This is a genomic window from Mesorhizobium sp. ORS 3428 (assembly GCF_001854785.1).
Lineage (GTDB): Bacteria > Pseudomonadota > Alphaproteobacteria > Rhizobiales > Rhizobiaceae > Mesorhizobium.
Genome location: NZ_MDFL01000109.1, coordinates 1 through 13881, shown reverse-complemented (window position 1 = coordinate 13881; position 13881 = coordinate 1). Strand labels below are relative to the sequence as shown.

Below are 13881 nucleotides of genomic sequence, written 5' to 3'. Positions count from 1 at the left end.
ATCGGCGCCGATCTGAATATCATTGACCGGAATGGGTTGCTTGATCCGCTCGCTGTGAAGAGGTTAGGCGCCTCTATCCATGTGTTCTTGGAAGACCTGGTGGAAAATGGTGAACCGCGCGATTTGTCTGGAAAGGGGCTCAAGTGGGTTCTGGTTGGCTTAGTCGGCCAAATTATCGCAAGCCTTCCGCTGGGTTAATGAAAGCCCATGTGGAACACTCACAAAGCTGCAGCGGCGCCAAGCGTTACGGTCAACGAGTTAGCTTGCGTTAGGATAATAGCTTCCATGCTCACATACCTCCGTCACTAAGGTTTTGCCGCAACGCTCCGCTCACCGCGTTTCCAACGGCCGAGCCAATCTCGGCCGGGCTCGCGTTCGTGACGGCGTGAACGGTCACATTGACGACGGGTGCCGGAGATGGGTTCGTCACCTGGACTTGCTGGACGCCGGACGGAACGGTTGTCACAGGCCCGTTGACGTTCACGGATTGCGGCCCTGCGTTCGCGTTCGGCCCAATCGGCTGCATAAGGTCGCGCCAGAGGCCGCCAAAGCTGAAGGGCTCTGCCGGCTGGACCGGGCTCGAAGGCGGAGCGGGCTCCGCCTGCCCGGTGAGCGGATTTCCGGTGCGAGCTCTGCTTTCGTTGGCGACGTTCGCGTTCTGGCTCGGGTCGAAAAGCCGATTGTCGGCCGGCCCCTTCGCCTCCAAGGCTTTGTACAGCGTGTATGCCGCCGCCGATGCAAGGGTGCCCCGCGCAAGCCAGGGTACAATTCTCGCCAGCAAACCRCCGCCGAGCATCCCTGCACCCACTGCGGCCTCTGATCCTGCCACAGCGCCGCCGCCACTCGCCCCCTTGATGAGATCGAACACCCACTTCGCCAATCGAAGGCCGGAGAGCGTGTAGGCGGTTTTGACGATGCCGCGCATGATCGACAGGATGCCGCGAAGCGGAGCAAGGGCGATGTTCGCCGCAAACGAAAGCGCCGTCATTCCGGCCGCCCCGCCGAGCAACGCGCCGCCCAGGTCGCCAAGGCTGGCATTCTTGATGCTGTCGAGGACGGTCCCGATCGGGCTGTCTTTCAGGCTCGCCCCGAACGTCTGCCAGCGATGGAAGATTTCCGCCATCTTGTCGCCGGACATRCCGTCGCCTTCGATGCCGAAGATCAGATCGCGAATGTCCTTCAGGCTTTGGCCGACGCCCGAAAGCGCCTCCGCCGCGCCGCCCTTGTAGCCGAGCCCATTGAAGAACCCGTTCGCCGAGGTGGAGAGCCTGTCGAGGATCGACACGCGCCCTTCCGCCGTGGCGAAAAAGTTGTTCAGATAGTGCAGGCTCCCGTTGATGGCCGGGAGAAGCTTCGCGCCAAGGGCCGCCGCCGAGAGCTCGACGTTATGGGTGAACTGCGCCCACTGGTTTTTCGTGGTGTTCTTGAAGCTCTCGAAAACCTTGTCGACGGAGCCGGCATACTTGGCCGTGTCGCCAAGCTTTTYCATCGTGTCGACCACGCGCTCGACGTTGCCCGCCAGGGCGGCCACTTCGTCTTGCGTTTCGAGGCCGAACAAGTCCTTCATGAAGGTGGCGCGGTCGGGCCGCGACATCTTATCCGTGAGCTTCAAAATCTTGATCAGGGCTTGCGTCGGGTTCTCGAAAAACTCTTTCTGGAGCTTTTTCGAGTAGCCCTTGCCGCCTAGCTGGTCGAGAACCTTGCCCGCGCCCTTCTTGCTGCCGAGCGAAGTCATCTTCGTGAGCATGGCGTTTACCGCCGTGYCAGCGCGCCCGCTTTCAAGGCCGACTTCGGTCATCGCCGAGCCGATCGCGAGAAGGTCTTTCGGCTTCAGGCCGGCCGCCATAGCGCCAGGGCCAGTGCGGAGCACGAAATCGACAAGCTGCTCTTCGCTCGCGGCCGTGTTGTCGGCGACGTAATTGATCGCGTCCGCGTAGTCGGTCAGTTGGTCCATATTCAGCTTCAGGGAAGCCTTGATATGGGCCAGGCTGTCCGCCGCGTGCTCGCCTGTCATGTCGAAGGCGATAGCGACCTTCGAACCGAGAAGCGCGAAGCGCTCCAAATCTTCGTTCGCAATGCCGAACGTGYCGGCCTGCGCGACAAGCCCCGCGATCTCCGTCGCCGCGAGCGGCGTCTCGCGGGCAAGCTGCTTGATCCGCTCTTGCAACTTCTCCAGTTGCGGCGGGGTCATGTTCACCTTTTTGGAGACATCGGCCATCGCGTCTTCGAAGGCGACAGCGCCGCCGATCATCGACTTGAACCCGACGTAGCCGGCCRCACCAGCCGCGAAGGTCGCCATCGTGCGATTGAGCATCGCCAGCGCGCCGTTCGCGCCTGTCGCGGCAAGGCCGGCCGCCTCGATCGCGTTGCCTTTGCCCTTGCCTCTGGCGCCGCCGAAAAGGCGGCTCATGATGCCCCTGGCCGGGCCGCTGGCGCGGTCAACCAACGACAGCACCATCTGCACATCAAGAGCGGCCATTCAGAGCCCCCTTCGCGAGTGCGCGCTCGATCTCACGACGTACCCATGCGGCGCGGGAGATCGCCTCCGCCTCTGCCGCCGCGTCCAGTGCCGCAAGCGTCGCCGCGCTCAAGCTGGTAGCAATCTGCTCAACAAACTTGGCTCTTTTCATCCGTGTACGTCCATGATTGTTCAACATATCGGTAGAACAGATTATTTTGTTCCCTTTATGTTCGCATTTTTTGCTGATAAAGTCTAACAAAAAGTGAGAGACAGCACGGAGAATTATTATGGTGAGCTTGAACAATTACTGCACGGAAACCGAGGCCGCCGGGATCATGGGATACTCGGTGGAGAATTTCCGTCGTCTGGTCGGCGCCGATCACAAGGCGCCTCGCCCTTGCGGTTTCATGGGCGGCGAGGAACAGCACTATGTTCGCGCGCTGATCGTCAACTATCGCGACAAACGCTCGGGACGCTGATGCGGTCGGTTCCCCGAGTCTCTATCGATCCGATGGGATGGCGGCGCCGCCAATTCCGTTGGTCATGGCGGGTTGGTTACGCCGCCGGTTTTCTCATCCGGAGTRCATGGGGACCGCTGTTGGTCGTTATGGTYGTGCAGATTATGGCCCGGCTTTGACGAGCCTCTAGTGCCCCACCGTCAATCGAGTTCGGCAAGTCGCGTCTTCGCCGCCGCGACCGCCTCCTGATCGTCATTCGCCGCGATGATGTTTTCGCAGATGAACCGCTCGTTTGCTCGCTTCTTGGCGAGCTCGTCCTCGATCTCCGTGACAGTCTTCAGGACGTTGTAGGGGCCGCCGAATTTATCCGGATTGATCTCGCCCATGAGATCGTCCTGTGCAGTCAGTTCCGAATATAGCCATGCGCACCGAGGTACGCAGCCAGGATAAGCCGGATCGCTTCGGATTGATTTGGTGGCGGCTCCGGCTGGTCGGCGATGAATGCCTCAAGGCCGCTTCGAATGTCATCGGGAAGGCGAACGCCAACCCGTGGGGTTTCTCCCGTAGCCGGGCGGCCTCTTCTTTTTTGTGGGACAGATATTGACGACATAATTTATGTGTGCCAGAAATTATTCGGCCGCGCAAGGTGCTGGAACACCGAACGCGGCCTGACCGAAACCGAACGGGATTGGAGTTCGATATGGCTACCGCCACCACTACATCGAAATACGACCGCGCCGCAATCGTGCGTGCCGCGTGGGCCGACTACAACCGGCACTATGAGGGCCGGCCTTGGCTGAAGCGCTCATTCAGTCGCGCCGACTTCAGCTTCTATCTTGCCGCCGTATGGCGTCGCGCGAAGCTGGAGACGGTGGCGGCGCCGATCCGCCGCCAGATCGAAATCTCCCACGAAATCGAGGCACTGGCCTTCAAGCCATTCAAGTTTGATACGGGTCCTATGCGCCGGCGCCTTGAAGCGGAACTCGCTTCCGCCCTCGTCGCCTAGCCCACGCTTCCTACCGCAAGCAATAAGCCTCCAAGCCCCCGCCCTTGGCGCGGGCCGCGCAGCCACTAAGGAACAACCATGACCTCTGTTTCCAGGATGATGACCGCCTTCGACCTAGCCGCCGCTATCTGGCGCGAGCATGAGGCGAACCCTGATGCCGGCGACGTGGAGCCGGGGAGCGCCCCCGAGATTGCCACCGAGCTACAGCTCGAGATCATGCGCGAGGCGGCCCGCACGCCCGCCAGAAGCCGCGCCGACGTGGCGGCGAAGGAAAAGATCGCCTGCCACATGGAGCGCGCCCTGGACGGTGCCTTGACCGCAGACGGCGAGCCGATCACGGTTGACCTTCGGCGATCTATTGTGGCCGATCTCATGCGCTTCGGCCGCATCGTGCTTTTCGAGCATGCGCACGCCGCTTAAACCAATATCTAGCTCTTCGCGATATCGAGGCCGGGTGACGCTGGCCTCTTTTTATTGGGCCGGCTTGATGCCCTCCACCCGTCGGGATACACGCTCGCCATTTCAACCTTGGCGGAGTGGGAACGAATGAAGGATGGGTCCGGTGTTTAATCTCCTGATGTTCAACGTCGATTGGCAGTCGGGTAGAGCTACCGTGCCGATAGGCCGCATGTTCGAATACACGGACGACCATATTGCCGACCAGTTCCGGGAGGGCGGCAACCCTCTACTTGATCGTCTCACCTCTCTACCCTGCATCTTCTGCGAGGAAGGTACGGCTGACGAGATCGCTTACGTTGGTCAGATCAACCGGGCGCGGATCACGGGCAGAGATGTATCCTTGGAGATCAGCTTCGATCCCGAGGTGCCGCCCCTGCGAAACAGCATGATGTCCGCGAACCGCGTGGAACTGAACATGCCTTACGACTTCGAGTTCTCGCGGAACCACTGGGCGGTGAAGGACGTGGACCTCTACCGCTTCCTGCTCCGAAACGTGCGCCCCCGGCGCCAGCGCCCGGCCGTGTTCCAAATCCCCGAGCACGAGAATATCGAACCTACCCTGGTGTCGGCGATGATGCCATTTGATGCCGGATTCAACGTCGTCTATGACGCTATCCGTCAAGCCGCCGACAACGCGGGGCTGCGGTGCCGGCGCGCCGACGATATCTGGGAAAACGCCGCGATCATTCAGGACGTAGTTGCCCTCATCGACCGTTCGCGCGTCGTCGTGTGCGACTGCTCGGGCCGGAACCCGAATGTCTTCTATGAGGCAGGCATCGCACATACCCTTGGCCGCGAGGTGATCCTTATCACGCAGAGCGAACACGATATTCCATTCGACCTTCGGCACCTCCGCTATATTCGGTATCACAACAACGGCGAAGGGCGCGCGACGATGACCCAAGCATTGCAGGCTCGGATGCAAGCTATCCTCGGGCACTAGCGAACGTCATCTCGCCTTTCGTGATATATCGAGGCCGGTCGCCCCCGGCCTCTTTTGCATTAGACGTAGTGGCAGCGGTCGCGGCCGAGTGGGGATCAAGAGATGAAGATGGGAGAGTACGACAAGGACGCTCCACTACGGCTCGAAACGGCGGCGAAGATCGCATTCCCTGATGGAACGATGGGCGCGAAGGGATTGCGCAAGGAACRCGACCGGGGTCGCCTCGCCACCGAAATCATYGCCAACAAGGAATACACGACRCTCGCGGCGATCGAGGAAATGCGAAAGCTGTGCCGMGTCCAAGCAAGGTCGCCGGCCTCAAATGGCGACACGAATACCGCTCGTTTATCCGCGCGATCGGTTGGTCAATCTCCGATGGATGAAGGCGCCATAGCACAGGCTGCGTGCGCGGCGAGTTTGGAGAAGCTGAAAAACGCCTTCAAGAATGCCGTGCCGAAAAACACACGTCGACGGCCCCCGAAAGGTAAGAGCCGGGACTTTCGATAAAGCCCCGGAACATGGTCAAGCCTCACCCATCCCTGGCAGGAGTGATGCGGGTCCGCCGACATTGGAGATCAGAACCTCTCCGTCGAAAGACACCTCGAAGGYGGTCGGCTCGACACCGCGCAGGGCAAGGCTGGACCGATTGGCCTCGATCTCCGCTATCAGCTTCTGCAACAATTCGGCACCCGAAGCGCATGCCCCCCGGCCATGTCGGTCGACGCATCAACCGTTTCCGTCATCGAAATAGCGGTCGGCACATTATCGGCGGAGTGGTCGGCCCCCGAGAAAAAGACAGTCGCCGTGACCAGCTTATCCCCGGTCAGGGACGTGTCGGCCGCGAAGCGGGCGAGCTCATTCTGGCTCCATGCAATCCTTGCGGCTTCGCTGCGCAGAGGCCGATCGGGCGTGAGAAATATCATCAAGCCGCTCCGCCGTGACGTGTTTGAAGTCTCGCCATTTCGAACCCCACGGCGCCGGCAAATGCCTCTAGCTCCCGACCCACCGTCTCATCATCAATGCCCGATGTCACCATACGGTCGGCCATCTGACGTATGATGTTCTGCCAGTAGCCTTCGCCCTGTCGCCTCTCGCCGGCCCGTTTGATTAGCTCTTCGGCCGCCCGCCGGATTTTGCCCGTGCGCCTCGCGGCGGGAAATGGGATCACGATCGCGCTCATTGCAGTCCCTTTCTCTGCGTTGGTCATTGCGCTTTTCTCAACTCGATCTCGGCGAGTATGGGCTCGGTGCTCCGCCGGCTCCGTTCGATGAACGCGAGTGCCGACAAGGGAGCCGAAGCGGTAGGAGACGCTGGCGCGGCCCAGTTTTTTTGGGGCGCCTCTAAGGTGCTATATTTAAACTTTGAATAGTACGTCCCGCTCGACGGCCCCGCCAAAACCTCAGGTTTCGTTGGTCCCAACTCCTTGCGCCCCTTGGCTTCGGGCGGTTTTGCCGTGGACGTTTCGCCGACCTTTTCAACGTCCGGTTCCGCCGTACGTTGTTGTCCGGTTTCTCCGGACGTTCGATTTTTGGCTCGATAGTTGAACGTGGCGGTGTCGGGAACCATGTCAACGTTCAGCCACGTTGCTCGATAGGTGGCAGACCGCTCGCTTTTCTTGCCGCCCATGGTGCCTTCCCGAACCGTCACCAGAAAGCCAGCGTCGACGAGGTCGCGAAGAACCCGGCTTGCCGTTCCCTTGTTGCAGCGGAGCATGYCGGCGAGATCGCGCGCCGACATCGACATCGGATTTCTGTGGTCGCCGTCCCGCCAATACCTAAGGGTGATCTCCACGACAGCCCACCTTKCGGTGTCCGTCGCTAACGCCCGAAAGTAGGGCAGATCGGCATTGGCGATCTTCGCGAACAGGTCTTTTACGTGCTTGCCTTTGTCACGGGCCATCTATCGCCGCCCTCCGRCCGCCTTCCTCGCAATACTGGCTACCGTCGAGCCGGAGACGCCGAACATGCGGGCGAGATCGCGATAGCGCATGACGTGAACGAGTTGCGCGCCGACAAACTCGACCTCGCGCTGCGCAATCCTCGGGCGCCGGTTTGTGCCGTGCCTGGCGCTGTCGTCAGCATTCTCTGCGGGCGTCGCCCACCGGAGGTGCCGTTTGTTCACACAGGGCGGATTACCGCAGCTATGAGCCACGACATGAACCGGCGTGGGGCGCGGTCCATGCGTGCGCTCGCACGCGATGACGTGGCCGTACTCGTCATTGGCGAGCCTTGCATAGCCGTCGGCATTCCGCCCGAAGGGAAACACAATGCACGCGTCCGTCTCGGTCGCCAACGCGCCCTCCAGGAACGCCATTGGCGCGCCTTTCGGAGCGTTGCGCCTGCGGACCCTGTACAGGTCGCGGGGGTCAACAAATCTCTTCATGGCTAGACCTCCGCGTCTTCCACGTCGACGATGATCGCGATGTCGCCGGTGTTCTTCGTGTCGACCTTGTCCGCCATTCCGAGCTTGTTTTTTGCGAGGAATATCGCCATCGCCGGGTTCTTCTCGGCCATGCGGCGCATAGTGCGGCGGAGAGACACCCGCCCCTCTGCGCGACCGCGCTCGATAATTTCTGCGACCTCGGGCTCGCGCTTTTTGAACTCGCGAAACGTCGACGCTGCGACGCCCAAAACCGCCGCCATTTCTTCTTCGGTCGCGTCGATCTGCGAAAGTGCCCGAATAGACGCCAACGTCTTGTCATCGGCTTCAAGGGCRCGAGGGCGGCCAATGGCGGCAGTTTTCGCTGCTGGCGCCCCTTTGCCGGATTTGCCGCCGGAAAGTCGGTTAGCCATCGGCGCGTACCGTCCCGCACGGCAGGCCGTCGCGCCACGTCAATAGGTCTTCCTTCCGAAAGACCGTCTTTCGCCCGATCTTTGTTGGACGGAGCCGGCCGGCCCCGATCTCACCATAAAGCTTGGTCCGGCAGATGCCGCCCCACCGAGCCGCCTCCGAGACGGTCAACACGGCACGGTCTGCATAGGCTTCGAACAAATTCACATTTACCCCCATCAAGGTTGCATTGGCTGGAGCGGCGGCCATGCTCTTCGTGCGCGGCCGTTCGCAAATCACCGTTGCAATATACGGGGGTACAAAATCCCTTGTCTTGAGACAAAATTTTTTGTTGGAGCAGTTTTTCTAAGTGTCGTGGCCTAGATTTAGACCACTAAACCTTGCAATCCGTTGAGTTTCAAGGGGAACCGTTATCCCCATAAATCTTCAATCGACATTCACGCCGTCAATCTAACTTGGCACAGACTGAACGCGCCGGGTCGCGAGGTTTACGACTTTGGTGGCGCCTTCGTCCGGCACTAGGGGCACCACCGCCGCAGCCGCCAGGTCCTCCAGACCATCGGCAATCCACCGGCCATAGTGCCGCTCGATCATCGGCACAGATGTGTCATGCAGCGCGGCGACCAGCCTTATTGGGAGGTTTGCCCTGATGCCGCGCACGATGGAACTGTGCCGTAAGCTGTAAGGGATCACCGCCRGCATCTTTGTCCGGCTCCTGATTTCCTGCCAAGGGCGTTGCAGTTCACTGGCGAACTGCCATGGGCCACGGCCGGTACGCTGCCACTCTATCGAGCCTTTCATCTGTTCGCTGCGCCACCGCTCCAGCAAGATTTCGTCATTGCTCCGGCCCGTCGTCGCCGGCAGCAATGCGTCGAGCACGTCCGCCCCTACAGGATGAGGAACGCTGGCAATCTTGCCGCCCTTACCCTTTCGCGAGCTCGGGACCATCAGCCGACCTTGAGCCCGCTGCACATCGCCAACTTTCATCCGTGCGATCTGCGAGAAACGCGCACCGGTCGCCGCAAGCACGACTACCAACCGGAACAGGTCGCCATCCCAATTTTGTTCCGCGTCGACTTCGCGGGCGGYGGCGAGGATCGCCCCCACTTGGCTCGCGGACATGATCTGGTTGTCGCGGGCCAGTGGCACGGCCTCGTCGGTGTCCAGCTTCTCGGCCTTGAGGCCATGCTTGATGATGGCCGGCAATGTCGGCTCCAGCCGTTCGCGATGCTCGGCATACGCCCCGTTCAACGCCGCCTTGAGATCGTTGATGAGCCGCTGTTCCGTCGTGGCTTTTAGGTCATTTGGCAAGCCCTTCCGCCACGCCAGCAGATCGCTTTCCCTCAACGCGTGAAGTGCCACAGTCGCCAGCGGCGCGGCCGGGACAGCCTCTTGCTTGCCGCGCTTGTCCTGCCCCAATACGTGCCGCCGGAGGYGCTGACCGGCATCGGAGCGCACCGTGCGGCCCCTGCGACGACTGTCACGGGCATCGCGTTCATTGATGTAGGCTTCAACAGCAAGGCGGATAGTCAGCACCGGGCCATCGGCGCCGGCCTTTGYTTCTGCCCGAGCCTTAGCGACGATCTGACGAGCCTGCGCCTCAGCCTGGAGGTAAGTGAGTAGGCCCTCGGTCGGCTTGTCGTTGATGTCGTTCGYCGGCCCGATGGGTGCTTGCTTGTAATTTGCGCCTTCGCGCCAATTCCGCCAACGAACAAACCAGACCCMTGCACGGACGCCCTTCCGATAGTAGAGGTGTGCCTCGGCATCGAGTCGTCTAGCGTGTTTTCCAACGGGCAATCGCAACCGGGCTTTTGCCGTCGTCAATTCAGCTTCCTTTAGAACCTTGGCCACCACCACTCCTCGAATACGTCGAATATTCGTCGAATATACATATGCGACCATCGGCGCACAACGACGGACTTGCGAGGGATCAAACCGTTGACACATATGGATTTTCGCGAATGACGGTGAACAGATGGCCTTCCGTTGATCACGCTCTCTCACGGCGGTAACAGGGGTTCGATTCCCCTTGGGCGTACCAAGCCTTWTTCACAGCTTGTCGTTTTAGCTTCCAAAATAGCCAGATACCTCGAATAAGGCTTCTGCAGGCTGTCGTTCAGGTGCGGAAACGAGACGTCGAAGGCCTTCGCTCCCACCAACGAAGAGCCTGGTTGGTCAGGCCAGAGGTCATTCGGCAGCCGGGAAGCGCCAAACCTGGCTGTAGTCCTTTTCATGGGACGCCCTCTCCAACAACCGCGATAGGTGTTGGAGGTGCATCGATTGGGCATCTTCAAGCAATTGCAGAAAGTTGGACGCCTTGCCTCGCGGCAACCGATGGCGCTTTAGTGCAGCCATGCGCGCACGCTGGCGCTTGATGTGCCGCTCGGMTTGCAGAACGTGCCGTTCCGCCATTTGGATGTCGTCAGCCAGAGCCATCGATCGTAAACGATCGGGCGGATAGAGGGTTCCGCATAGGCGGGTCTCCTTCCGCCCACGCGGTCCGATGATTTGAGCCGCGTCGCGTCTGAACGGATCCAGGCGGCGCGCTTTAAGTCGCTGCGCCCTTTTGGGCGACATGCATCAGATCTGTCGGCGGCGGACCGTTTCGGCGAGCTCCGCAAAAGCTTCCACGATGCCGGTGCCGTTCTTGGCGCTCACGAACTTGACGCTCGACCGTGCGAGCTGAGCGAGCTGTTCTGCGCTTCCGGGGGCTTCGGCGAGATCGATCTTGTTGACGAGGGCCCTGTAGGGCCTGCCCGGAARTCTCGTCTCGAAACTGCGAGCCAGTTCGACCATGCGCGTCACTGTTTGCGGGCGCGTCACGTCCGAAACGACAATCGCGGCCGAAGCGCCGGTTACATAGACGGTGTCGAAAATGCGCGTTCCGAAATCGCCGTCCGTGTCCCACAGCACGAGGCGCCTCGCTTCGTCCCCGCGAGCCGGATCGGCGGGAACGTCGTAGCTCAGAACTTCGACGCCGAGCGTCGACTTGTATTCACCGTCGAAACGATCATGCACGAGGCGGTACATGATCGACGTCTTGCCCACGCCCATATCGCCAAGCAGCATGACCTTCGCGCTGAACATCACTGTAGGCGCTCGGTTCGAAACACGTTTTCGAAGGTGACCCGGCGGTTCCCTTCGCTCGGCACATCGGAAATCGGTATCGATGCCGAGCGCGAGACCACAAACAGTCGCGAGGGCTCGACGCCGAGCGAAACCAATTTCTGCACCACCTGGTCGGCCCTCTTGCGGGCAACCACACGGTTAATGGATTCCCTTCCGGTATCGTCCGCGTGGCCGACGACGCGGATCCTCAGATCGTTGCCCGCCAGAAGCCCCGCCAGATCGCGGATCTGCTGTTCCGCCTCCTTGTCATCGGCGAAGGCGTCGGCCGTGCCGAAGAAGATTGCCGTCGAGGCCATGAAGCGGCTGAGCCGCTCGGCGGGGCTGTCGGCTATCGACCGGAGGGCGTCGTATTGCTGGTTTCTGGACGTCGCTTCCTCGGAGATCGCTCCACGAATTGCTTCTATGCGCTCCTGCAGGCTGGCAAGGGATTGCAGCTCTTGCGCGCTCGACCCGCGCGCTGCATCAATACGCGCCTGCAGGCCGGCGAGAGACTGTTGCTGTTCGGTGATGTCCTTGCCTGTCTCACCGGCGGACTTCCGCAGGTCGGCAACGGATTGCCGCAGCTCAGCGATTTCATCGCGCGTTCCATCAAAGCTCGCCTGCATGCCGGCGAGCGACTGGCGGATAGCCTCTATATCGGCGCRCAACGCCGCCGACTGTTCCATTCCGGGCACGACGCCGATGCGGTCGACGATCCGGTACGGGGCGGCCGCCTTGGCCAAAGTGCCGATCAGTGGATCGACCTTCACCTGGCTGGGTTCTATTCCGGAAACCGACACGCTGCGATTGCTATGGTCAAAGTCGAGCCGCAGCGGAAACGAAACCAGCAGCGGCTCTTTGGCGACAAATTCCTGGAGCGCGGCATTTGTCCGTCGCTCCAGCATCGTGCGGGTCAGGTAGGCGCTCGCCAGCCATGCCAGCCCGACAGCGGCGAGGGTGGCAAGCACGAACAGAATGACCTTTCCGCTTCTGCGCGGCTTCTTGTCCAGGGATGAGTCCGCTTCGATGGACGTGGCCAGCGACGCCAGCATGGCAGCGTCGCAGTCGCGGCCGCCGTCCATGCTCTCGATCGTGTCGAAGAAAAGCGAATTGATCCTGGCGTCGTCAGCGGGACGCAGCGGGCCGATGCACTCGGCCGCCAGAATGAACCGGGGCGAGGCGCGAAGCGCGATCTCGCGCCCGCCGAAATCGAGCTTCTGCAGGTTGCCCTCTCCCGCCAGCGCCTGAACGGAAAATTCCAGGATCGCGGCGACCATCGCGCTGAGCAGGTCCGCCCGCTCGTCGGAGATGTCGTCGCGCTTCCAGTCCGCGACGAGGCGTCCGTTGCCGCGCTCGATCATCAGCAGCCGGTTGACGCGCGGCGGGCCGGAATTTGCCAGAACGAACTCGCTGATCGGGCGGCCCGTCGCCAGAGACTTGATGCGGCCGATCCACAGCTCCGCGGATGTCAAGGCATTGAGGCGCTGCTCCAGCCGCGCGACGAGTTCCTTGAAGGCGTTTGCCACCGCCGCGCTGACCAGCCGCCCGGTGATCGGGTAGAGCRCATCGACCATAAGGTCGCGTGAGTTCCTGATCTCGCTCCTGATCGCAGAGACCACCGATGGCGCGATGACATTAGCCAGTTCGCGCGGCCGACTGACTTCGGCGCGTTCCAGCGCTGCGACCAGTATGTCGGCCGTTGCCGCTTCGAGGCGGGAGGGGTCGCCTACATATTGCTGGAGGAGAGCGACATCCGTTCCCAGCGCTTCCAGACGCGCCGCCTCCGGTTGAAAGAGCAAGATCTTGAGCTGCTCGATCTCGCGGTTCTGGCCGACAGCGGAAGTCATCCTATCTTCCCGTGGCGGATCCCAGCCTGGTTATGGTCGCGCCAAGCTCCGAAATCGCAGCGCCGATGTCTCTGTGGGAAGCGAGCCGTTTCTGTTCGGTATCCCGCTCGAGTTCCTGCAGCCGGGTCTGCAGGGCTGCGATTTCCTTGGCAAAGTCCGCCTGCAGCTGCTTGAGGGAGGCCTGCATCTCCTCTCGCAAGCCGGCCAGGTTGTTCTCGATCGAGCGCTGCGCACCACCGAACAGGAGGTTGCGGACCTGATCGATCGTTGCCTCGGGATGGACTGTCGCTTCTGATCCGTTGGCGGAAGCTGCTCCGCCTGCGGCCTTTCCAGCTTGCTCGGCGCCTTTCATCTTCATTCCCCGGTTAGTTCTACTCTTACTGACACTGCCACGACCGTTATATCAAATGCTAATCCATGCGTCAGACAATTGACGTGGTATCGACCGCGGGGCTGCCGCAGATCGGGCGCGGCGTTTGCCCGCCCRGTCCATTTCCATCGTCACCTACCGCAATGACGAGTCTCATGCCAGCCAGACCTTCGTCCCGGGCCGATCGACCCAGACCGCCTGCCCGGGCATAGCCGGGAAGACGGTGAACAATGCCTTGCCAAGAGCGCCGCCTCATTAAGCAAGTGCTATAAGTAAGTGCTACCCGGCCGCCAGCGAATATGACTTTCGTCATCTTCGTTTCTGACCTTCGTCAGATGTCGCGATCTCACGAAACCTCCTAGGTCAGCAGCACAGAGCGTTGCGCAAAACGGCGAGCGTGATCTTCGACGGAGGTTTCGATGGGATTTTTGGACAGTCT

At 61.1% G+C, this 13881-nt stretch carries 20 protein-coding genes; 7 read left to right on the top strand and 13 right to left on the bottom strand.

Features of this window, described 5'->3' with window-relative positions:
- Positions 1 to 198 (top strand): hypothetical protein (locus ORS3428_RS33775; RefSeq protein ID WP_210185690.1); only part of this gene is annotated, 198 nt, incomplete at its 5' end.
- Positions 199 to 289: 91 nt separating this feature from the next.
- Here ORS3428_RS33775 and ORS3428_RS11110 read toward each other — a convergent pair.
- Together ORS3428_RS11110 and ORS3428_RS33265 are read right to left on the bottom strand one after the other, a co-directional pair.
- A complete protein-coding gene (locus tag ORS3428_RS11110; protein ID WP_071097450.1) occupies positions 290 to 2479 on the bottom strand; it encodes a phage tail tape measure protein in 2190 nt (729 codons plus the stop codon).
- Positions 2466 to 2630, bottom strand: a complete 165-nt coding sequence (locus ORS3428_RS33265; RefSeq protein ID WP_157895953.1) for a hypothetical protein — start codon at positions 2628 to 2630, stop codon at positions 2466 to 2468. Before ORS3428_RS33265 ends, ORS3428_RS11110 begins: the two co-directional genes overlap by 14 nt.
- A 118-nt stretch (positions 2631 to 2748) precedes the next feature.
- Here ORS3428_RS33265 and ORS3428_RS11105 point away from each other — a divergent pair, with 118 nt between their 5' ends.
- The gene (locus tag ORS3428_RS11105; protein ID WP_071097448.1) at positions 2749 to 2940 is read left to right on the top strand and encodes a hypothetical protein; all 192 of its coding nucleotides are present in this window, start codon (positions 2749 to 2751) and stop codon (positions 2938 to 2940) included.
- Between the two features lie 179 nt (positions 2941 to 3119).
- Here ORS3428_RS11105 and ORS3428_RS11100 read toward each other — a convergent pair whose 3' ends face one another.
- A complete protein-coding gene (locus tag ORS3428_RS11100) occupies positions 3120 to 3305 on the bottom strand; it encodes a hypothetical protein (RefSeq protein WP_071097445.1) in 186 nt (61 codons plus the stop codon).
- 35 nt (positions 3306 to 3340) lie between these two features.
- On the opposite strand from ORS3428_RS11100, the gene ORS3428_RS33485 reads away from it, so the two are divergent.
- The 5 genes from ORS3428_RS33485 to ORS3428_RS11080 all read left to right on the top strand — a co-directional run bounded on the left by ORS3428_RS33485 (position 3341) and on the right by ORS3428_RS11080 (position 5834).
- Complete coding sequence (locus tag ORS3428_RS33485) at positions 3341 to 3523, top strand: hypothetical protein (protein ID WP_131802879.1); 183 nt, start codon at positions 3341 to 3343, stop codon at positions 3521 to 3523.
- Positions 3524 to 3619: 96 nt separating this feature from the next.
- Positions 3620 to 3925: a hypothetical protein gene (locus ORS3428_RS11095; RefSeq protein WP_071097443.1), complete on the top strand. Its 306-nt coding sequence runs from the start codon at positions 3620 to 3622 to the stop codon at positions 3923 to 3925.
- Positions 3926 to 4003: 78 nt separating this feature from the next.
- On the top strand, positions 4004 to 4345 hold the full coding sequence (locus tag ORS3428_RS11090; RefSeq protein ID WP_131802878.1) for a hypothetical protein: 342 nt from the start codon (positions 4004 to 4006) through the stop codon (positions 4343 to 4345).
- Positions 4346 to 4553: 208 nt separating this feature from the next.
- Positions 4554 to 5327: a hypothetical protein gene (locus ORS3428_RS33945; protein ID WP_244507924.1), complete on the top strand. Its 774-nt coding sequence runs from the start codon at positions 4554 to 4556 to the stop codon at positions 5325 to 5327.
- A gap of 108 nt (positions 5328 to 5435) precedes the next feature.
- Positions 5436 to 5834, top strand: coding sequence for an excisionase (locus ORS3428_RS11080; protein WP_157895952.1), 399 nt, complete (start codon positions 5436 to 5438; stop codon positions 5832 to 5834).
- 158 nt (positions 5835 to 5992) lie between these two features.
- On the opposite strand, the gene ORS3428_RS11075 is transcribed toward ORS3428_RS11080, so the two are convergent.
- The 10 genes from ORS3428_RS11075 to ORS3428_RS11025 form a co-directional block, all read right to left on the bottom strand.
- Positions 5993 to 6250 carry a hypothetical protein gene (locus ORS3428_RS11075; protein WP_071097437.1) on the bottom strand — a complete coding sequence of 86 codons (258 nt, stop codon included), beginning with the start codon at positions 6248 to 6250 and terminating at the stop codon, positions 5993 to 5995.
- Positions 6250 to 6534 (bottom strand): DUF6074 family protein, encoded by a 285-nt coding sequence (locus ORS3428_RS11070; protein ID WP_071097435.1) that lies wholly within the window; start codon positions 6532 to 6534, stop codon positions 6250 to 6252. Before ORS3428_RS11070 ends, ORS3428_RS11075 begins: the two co-directional genes overlap by 1 nt.
- On the bottom strand, positions 6531 to 7226 hold the full coding sequence (locus ORS3428_RS11065) for a winged helix DNA-binding protein (RefSeq protein ID WP_071097433.1): 696 nt from the start codon (positions 7224 to 7226) through the stop codon (positions 6531 to 6533). Before ORS3428_RS11065 ends, ORS3428_RS11070 begins: the two co-directional genes overlap by 4 nt.
- On the bottom strand, positions 7227 to 7640 hold the full coding sequence (locus ORS3428_RS11060) for an HNH endonuclease (RefSeq protein ID WP_157895951.1): 414 nt from the start codon (positions 7638 to 7640) through the stop codon (positions 7227 to 7229). It lies immediately after the preceding gene.
- A gap of 71 nt (positions 7641 to 7711) precedes the next feature.
- The gene (locus tag ORS3428_RS32990) at positions 7712 to 8119 is read right to left on the bottom strand and encodes a hypothetical protein (protein WP_131802877.1); all 408 of its coding nucleotides are present in this window, start codon (positions 8117 to 8119) and stop codon (positions 7712 to 7714) included.
- Positions 8112 to 8336, bottom strand: a complete 225-nt coding sequence (locus ORS3428_RS34405; RefSeq protein ID WP_108723036.1) for a helix-turn-helix domain-containing protein — start codon at positions 8334 to 8336, stop codon at positions 8112 to 8114. The genes ORS3428_RS32990 and ORS3428_RS34405 overlap by 8 nt, the downstream gene beginning before the upstream one ends.
- 231 nt (positions 8337 to 8567) lie before the next feature.
- Entirely contained in the window at positions 8568 to 9968 is a 1401-nt protein-coding gene (locus ORS3428_RS11045) for a tyrosine-type recombinase/integrase (protein ID WP_071097453.1), read from the bottom strand.
- A 729-nt stretch (positions 9969 to 10697) separates the two neighbouring features.
- The gene (locus tag ORS3428_RS11035; protein ID WP_071097422.1) at positions 10698 to 11204 is read right to left on the bottom strand and encodes a GTP-binding protein; all 507 of its coding nucleotides are present in this window, start codon (positions 11202 to 11204) and stop codon (positions 10698 to 10700) included.
- On the bottom strand, positions 11204 to 12799 hold the full coding sequence (locus ORS3428_RS11030) for an OmpA family protein (RefSeq protein WP_157895950.1): 1596 nt from the start codon (positions 12797 to 12799) through the stop codon (positions 11204 to 11206). Before ORS3428_RS11030 ends, ORS3428_RS11035 begins: the two co-directional genes overlap by 1 nt.
- Positions 12800 to 13073: 274 nt before the next feature.
- Positions 13074 to 13424: a hypothetical protein gene (locus tag ORS3428_RS11025; protein ID WP_157895949.1), complete on the bottom strand. Its 351-nt coding sequence runs from the start codon at positions 13422 to 13424 to the stop codon at positions 13074 to 13076.
- Between the last annotated feature and the right edge of the window lie 457 nt (positions 13425 to 13881).

Bases quoted from the DNA above. Each gene is read 5' to 3' on its own strand.
- ORS3428_RS11095 (WP_071097443.1), top strand. From the start codon at position 3,620: ATGGCTACCGCCACCACTACATCGAAATACGACCGCGCCGCAATCGTG.
- ORS3428_RS11100 (WP_071097445.1), bottom strand. From the start codon at position 3,305: ATGGGCGAGATCAATCCGGATAAATTCGGCGGCCCCTACAACGTCCTG.
- ORS3428_RS11105 (WP_071097448.1), top strand. From the start codon at position 2,749: ATGGTGAGCTTGAACAATTACTGCACGGAAACCGAGGCCGCCGGGATC.
- ORS3428_RS11090 (WP_131802878.1), top strand. From the start codon at position 4,004: ATGACCTCTGTTTCCAGGATGATGACCGCCTTCGACCTAGCCGCCGCT.
- ORS3428_RS33265 (WP_157895953.1), bottom strand. From the start codon at position 2,630: ATGAAAAGAGCCAAGTTTGTTGAGCAGATTGCTACCAGCTTGAGCGCG.
- ORS3428_RS11075 (WP_071097437.1), bottom strand. From the start codon at position 6,250: ATGATATTTCTCACGCCCGATCGGCCTCTGCGCAGCGAAGCCGCAAGG.
- ORS3428_RS33485 (WP_131802879.1), top strand. From the start codon at position 3,341: ATGCGCACCGAGGTACGCAGCCAGGATAAGCCGGATCGCTTCGGATTG.
- ORS3428_RS34405 (WP_108723036.1), bottom strand. From the start codon at position 8,336: ATGGGGGTAAATGTGAATTTGTTCGAAGCCTATGCAGACCGTGCCGTG.
- ORS3428_RS11070 (WP_071097435.1), bottom strand. From the start codon at position 6,534: ATGACCAACGCAGAGAAAGGGACTGCAATGAGCGCGATCGTGATCCCA.
- ORS3428_RS11025 (WP_157895949.1), bottom strand. From the start codon at position 13,424: ATGAAAGGCGCCGAGCAAGCTGGAAAGGCCGCAGGCGGAGCAGCTTCC.
- ORS3428_RS33945 (WP_244507924.1), top strand. From the start codon at position 4,554: ATGTTCGAATACACGGACGACCATATTGCCGACCAGTTCCGGGAGGGC.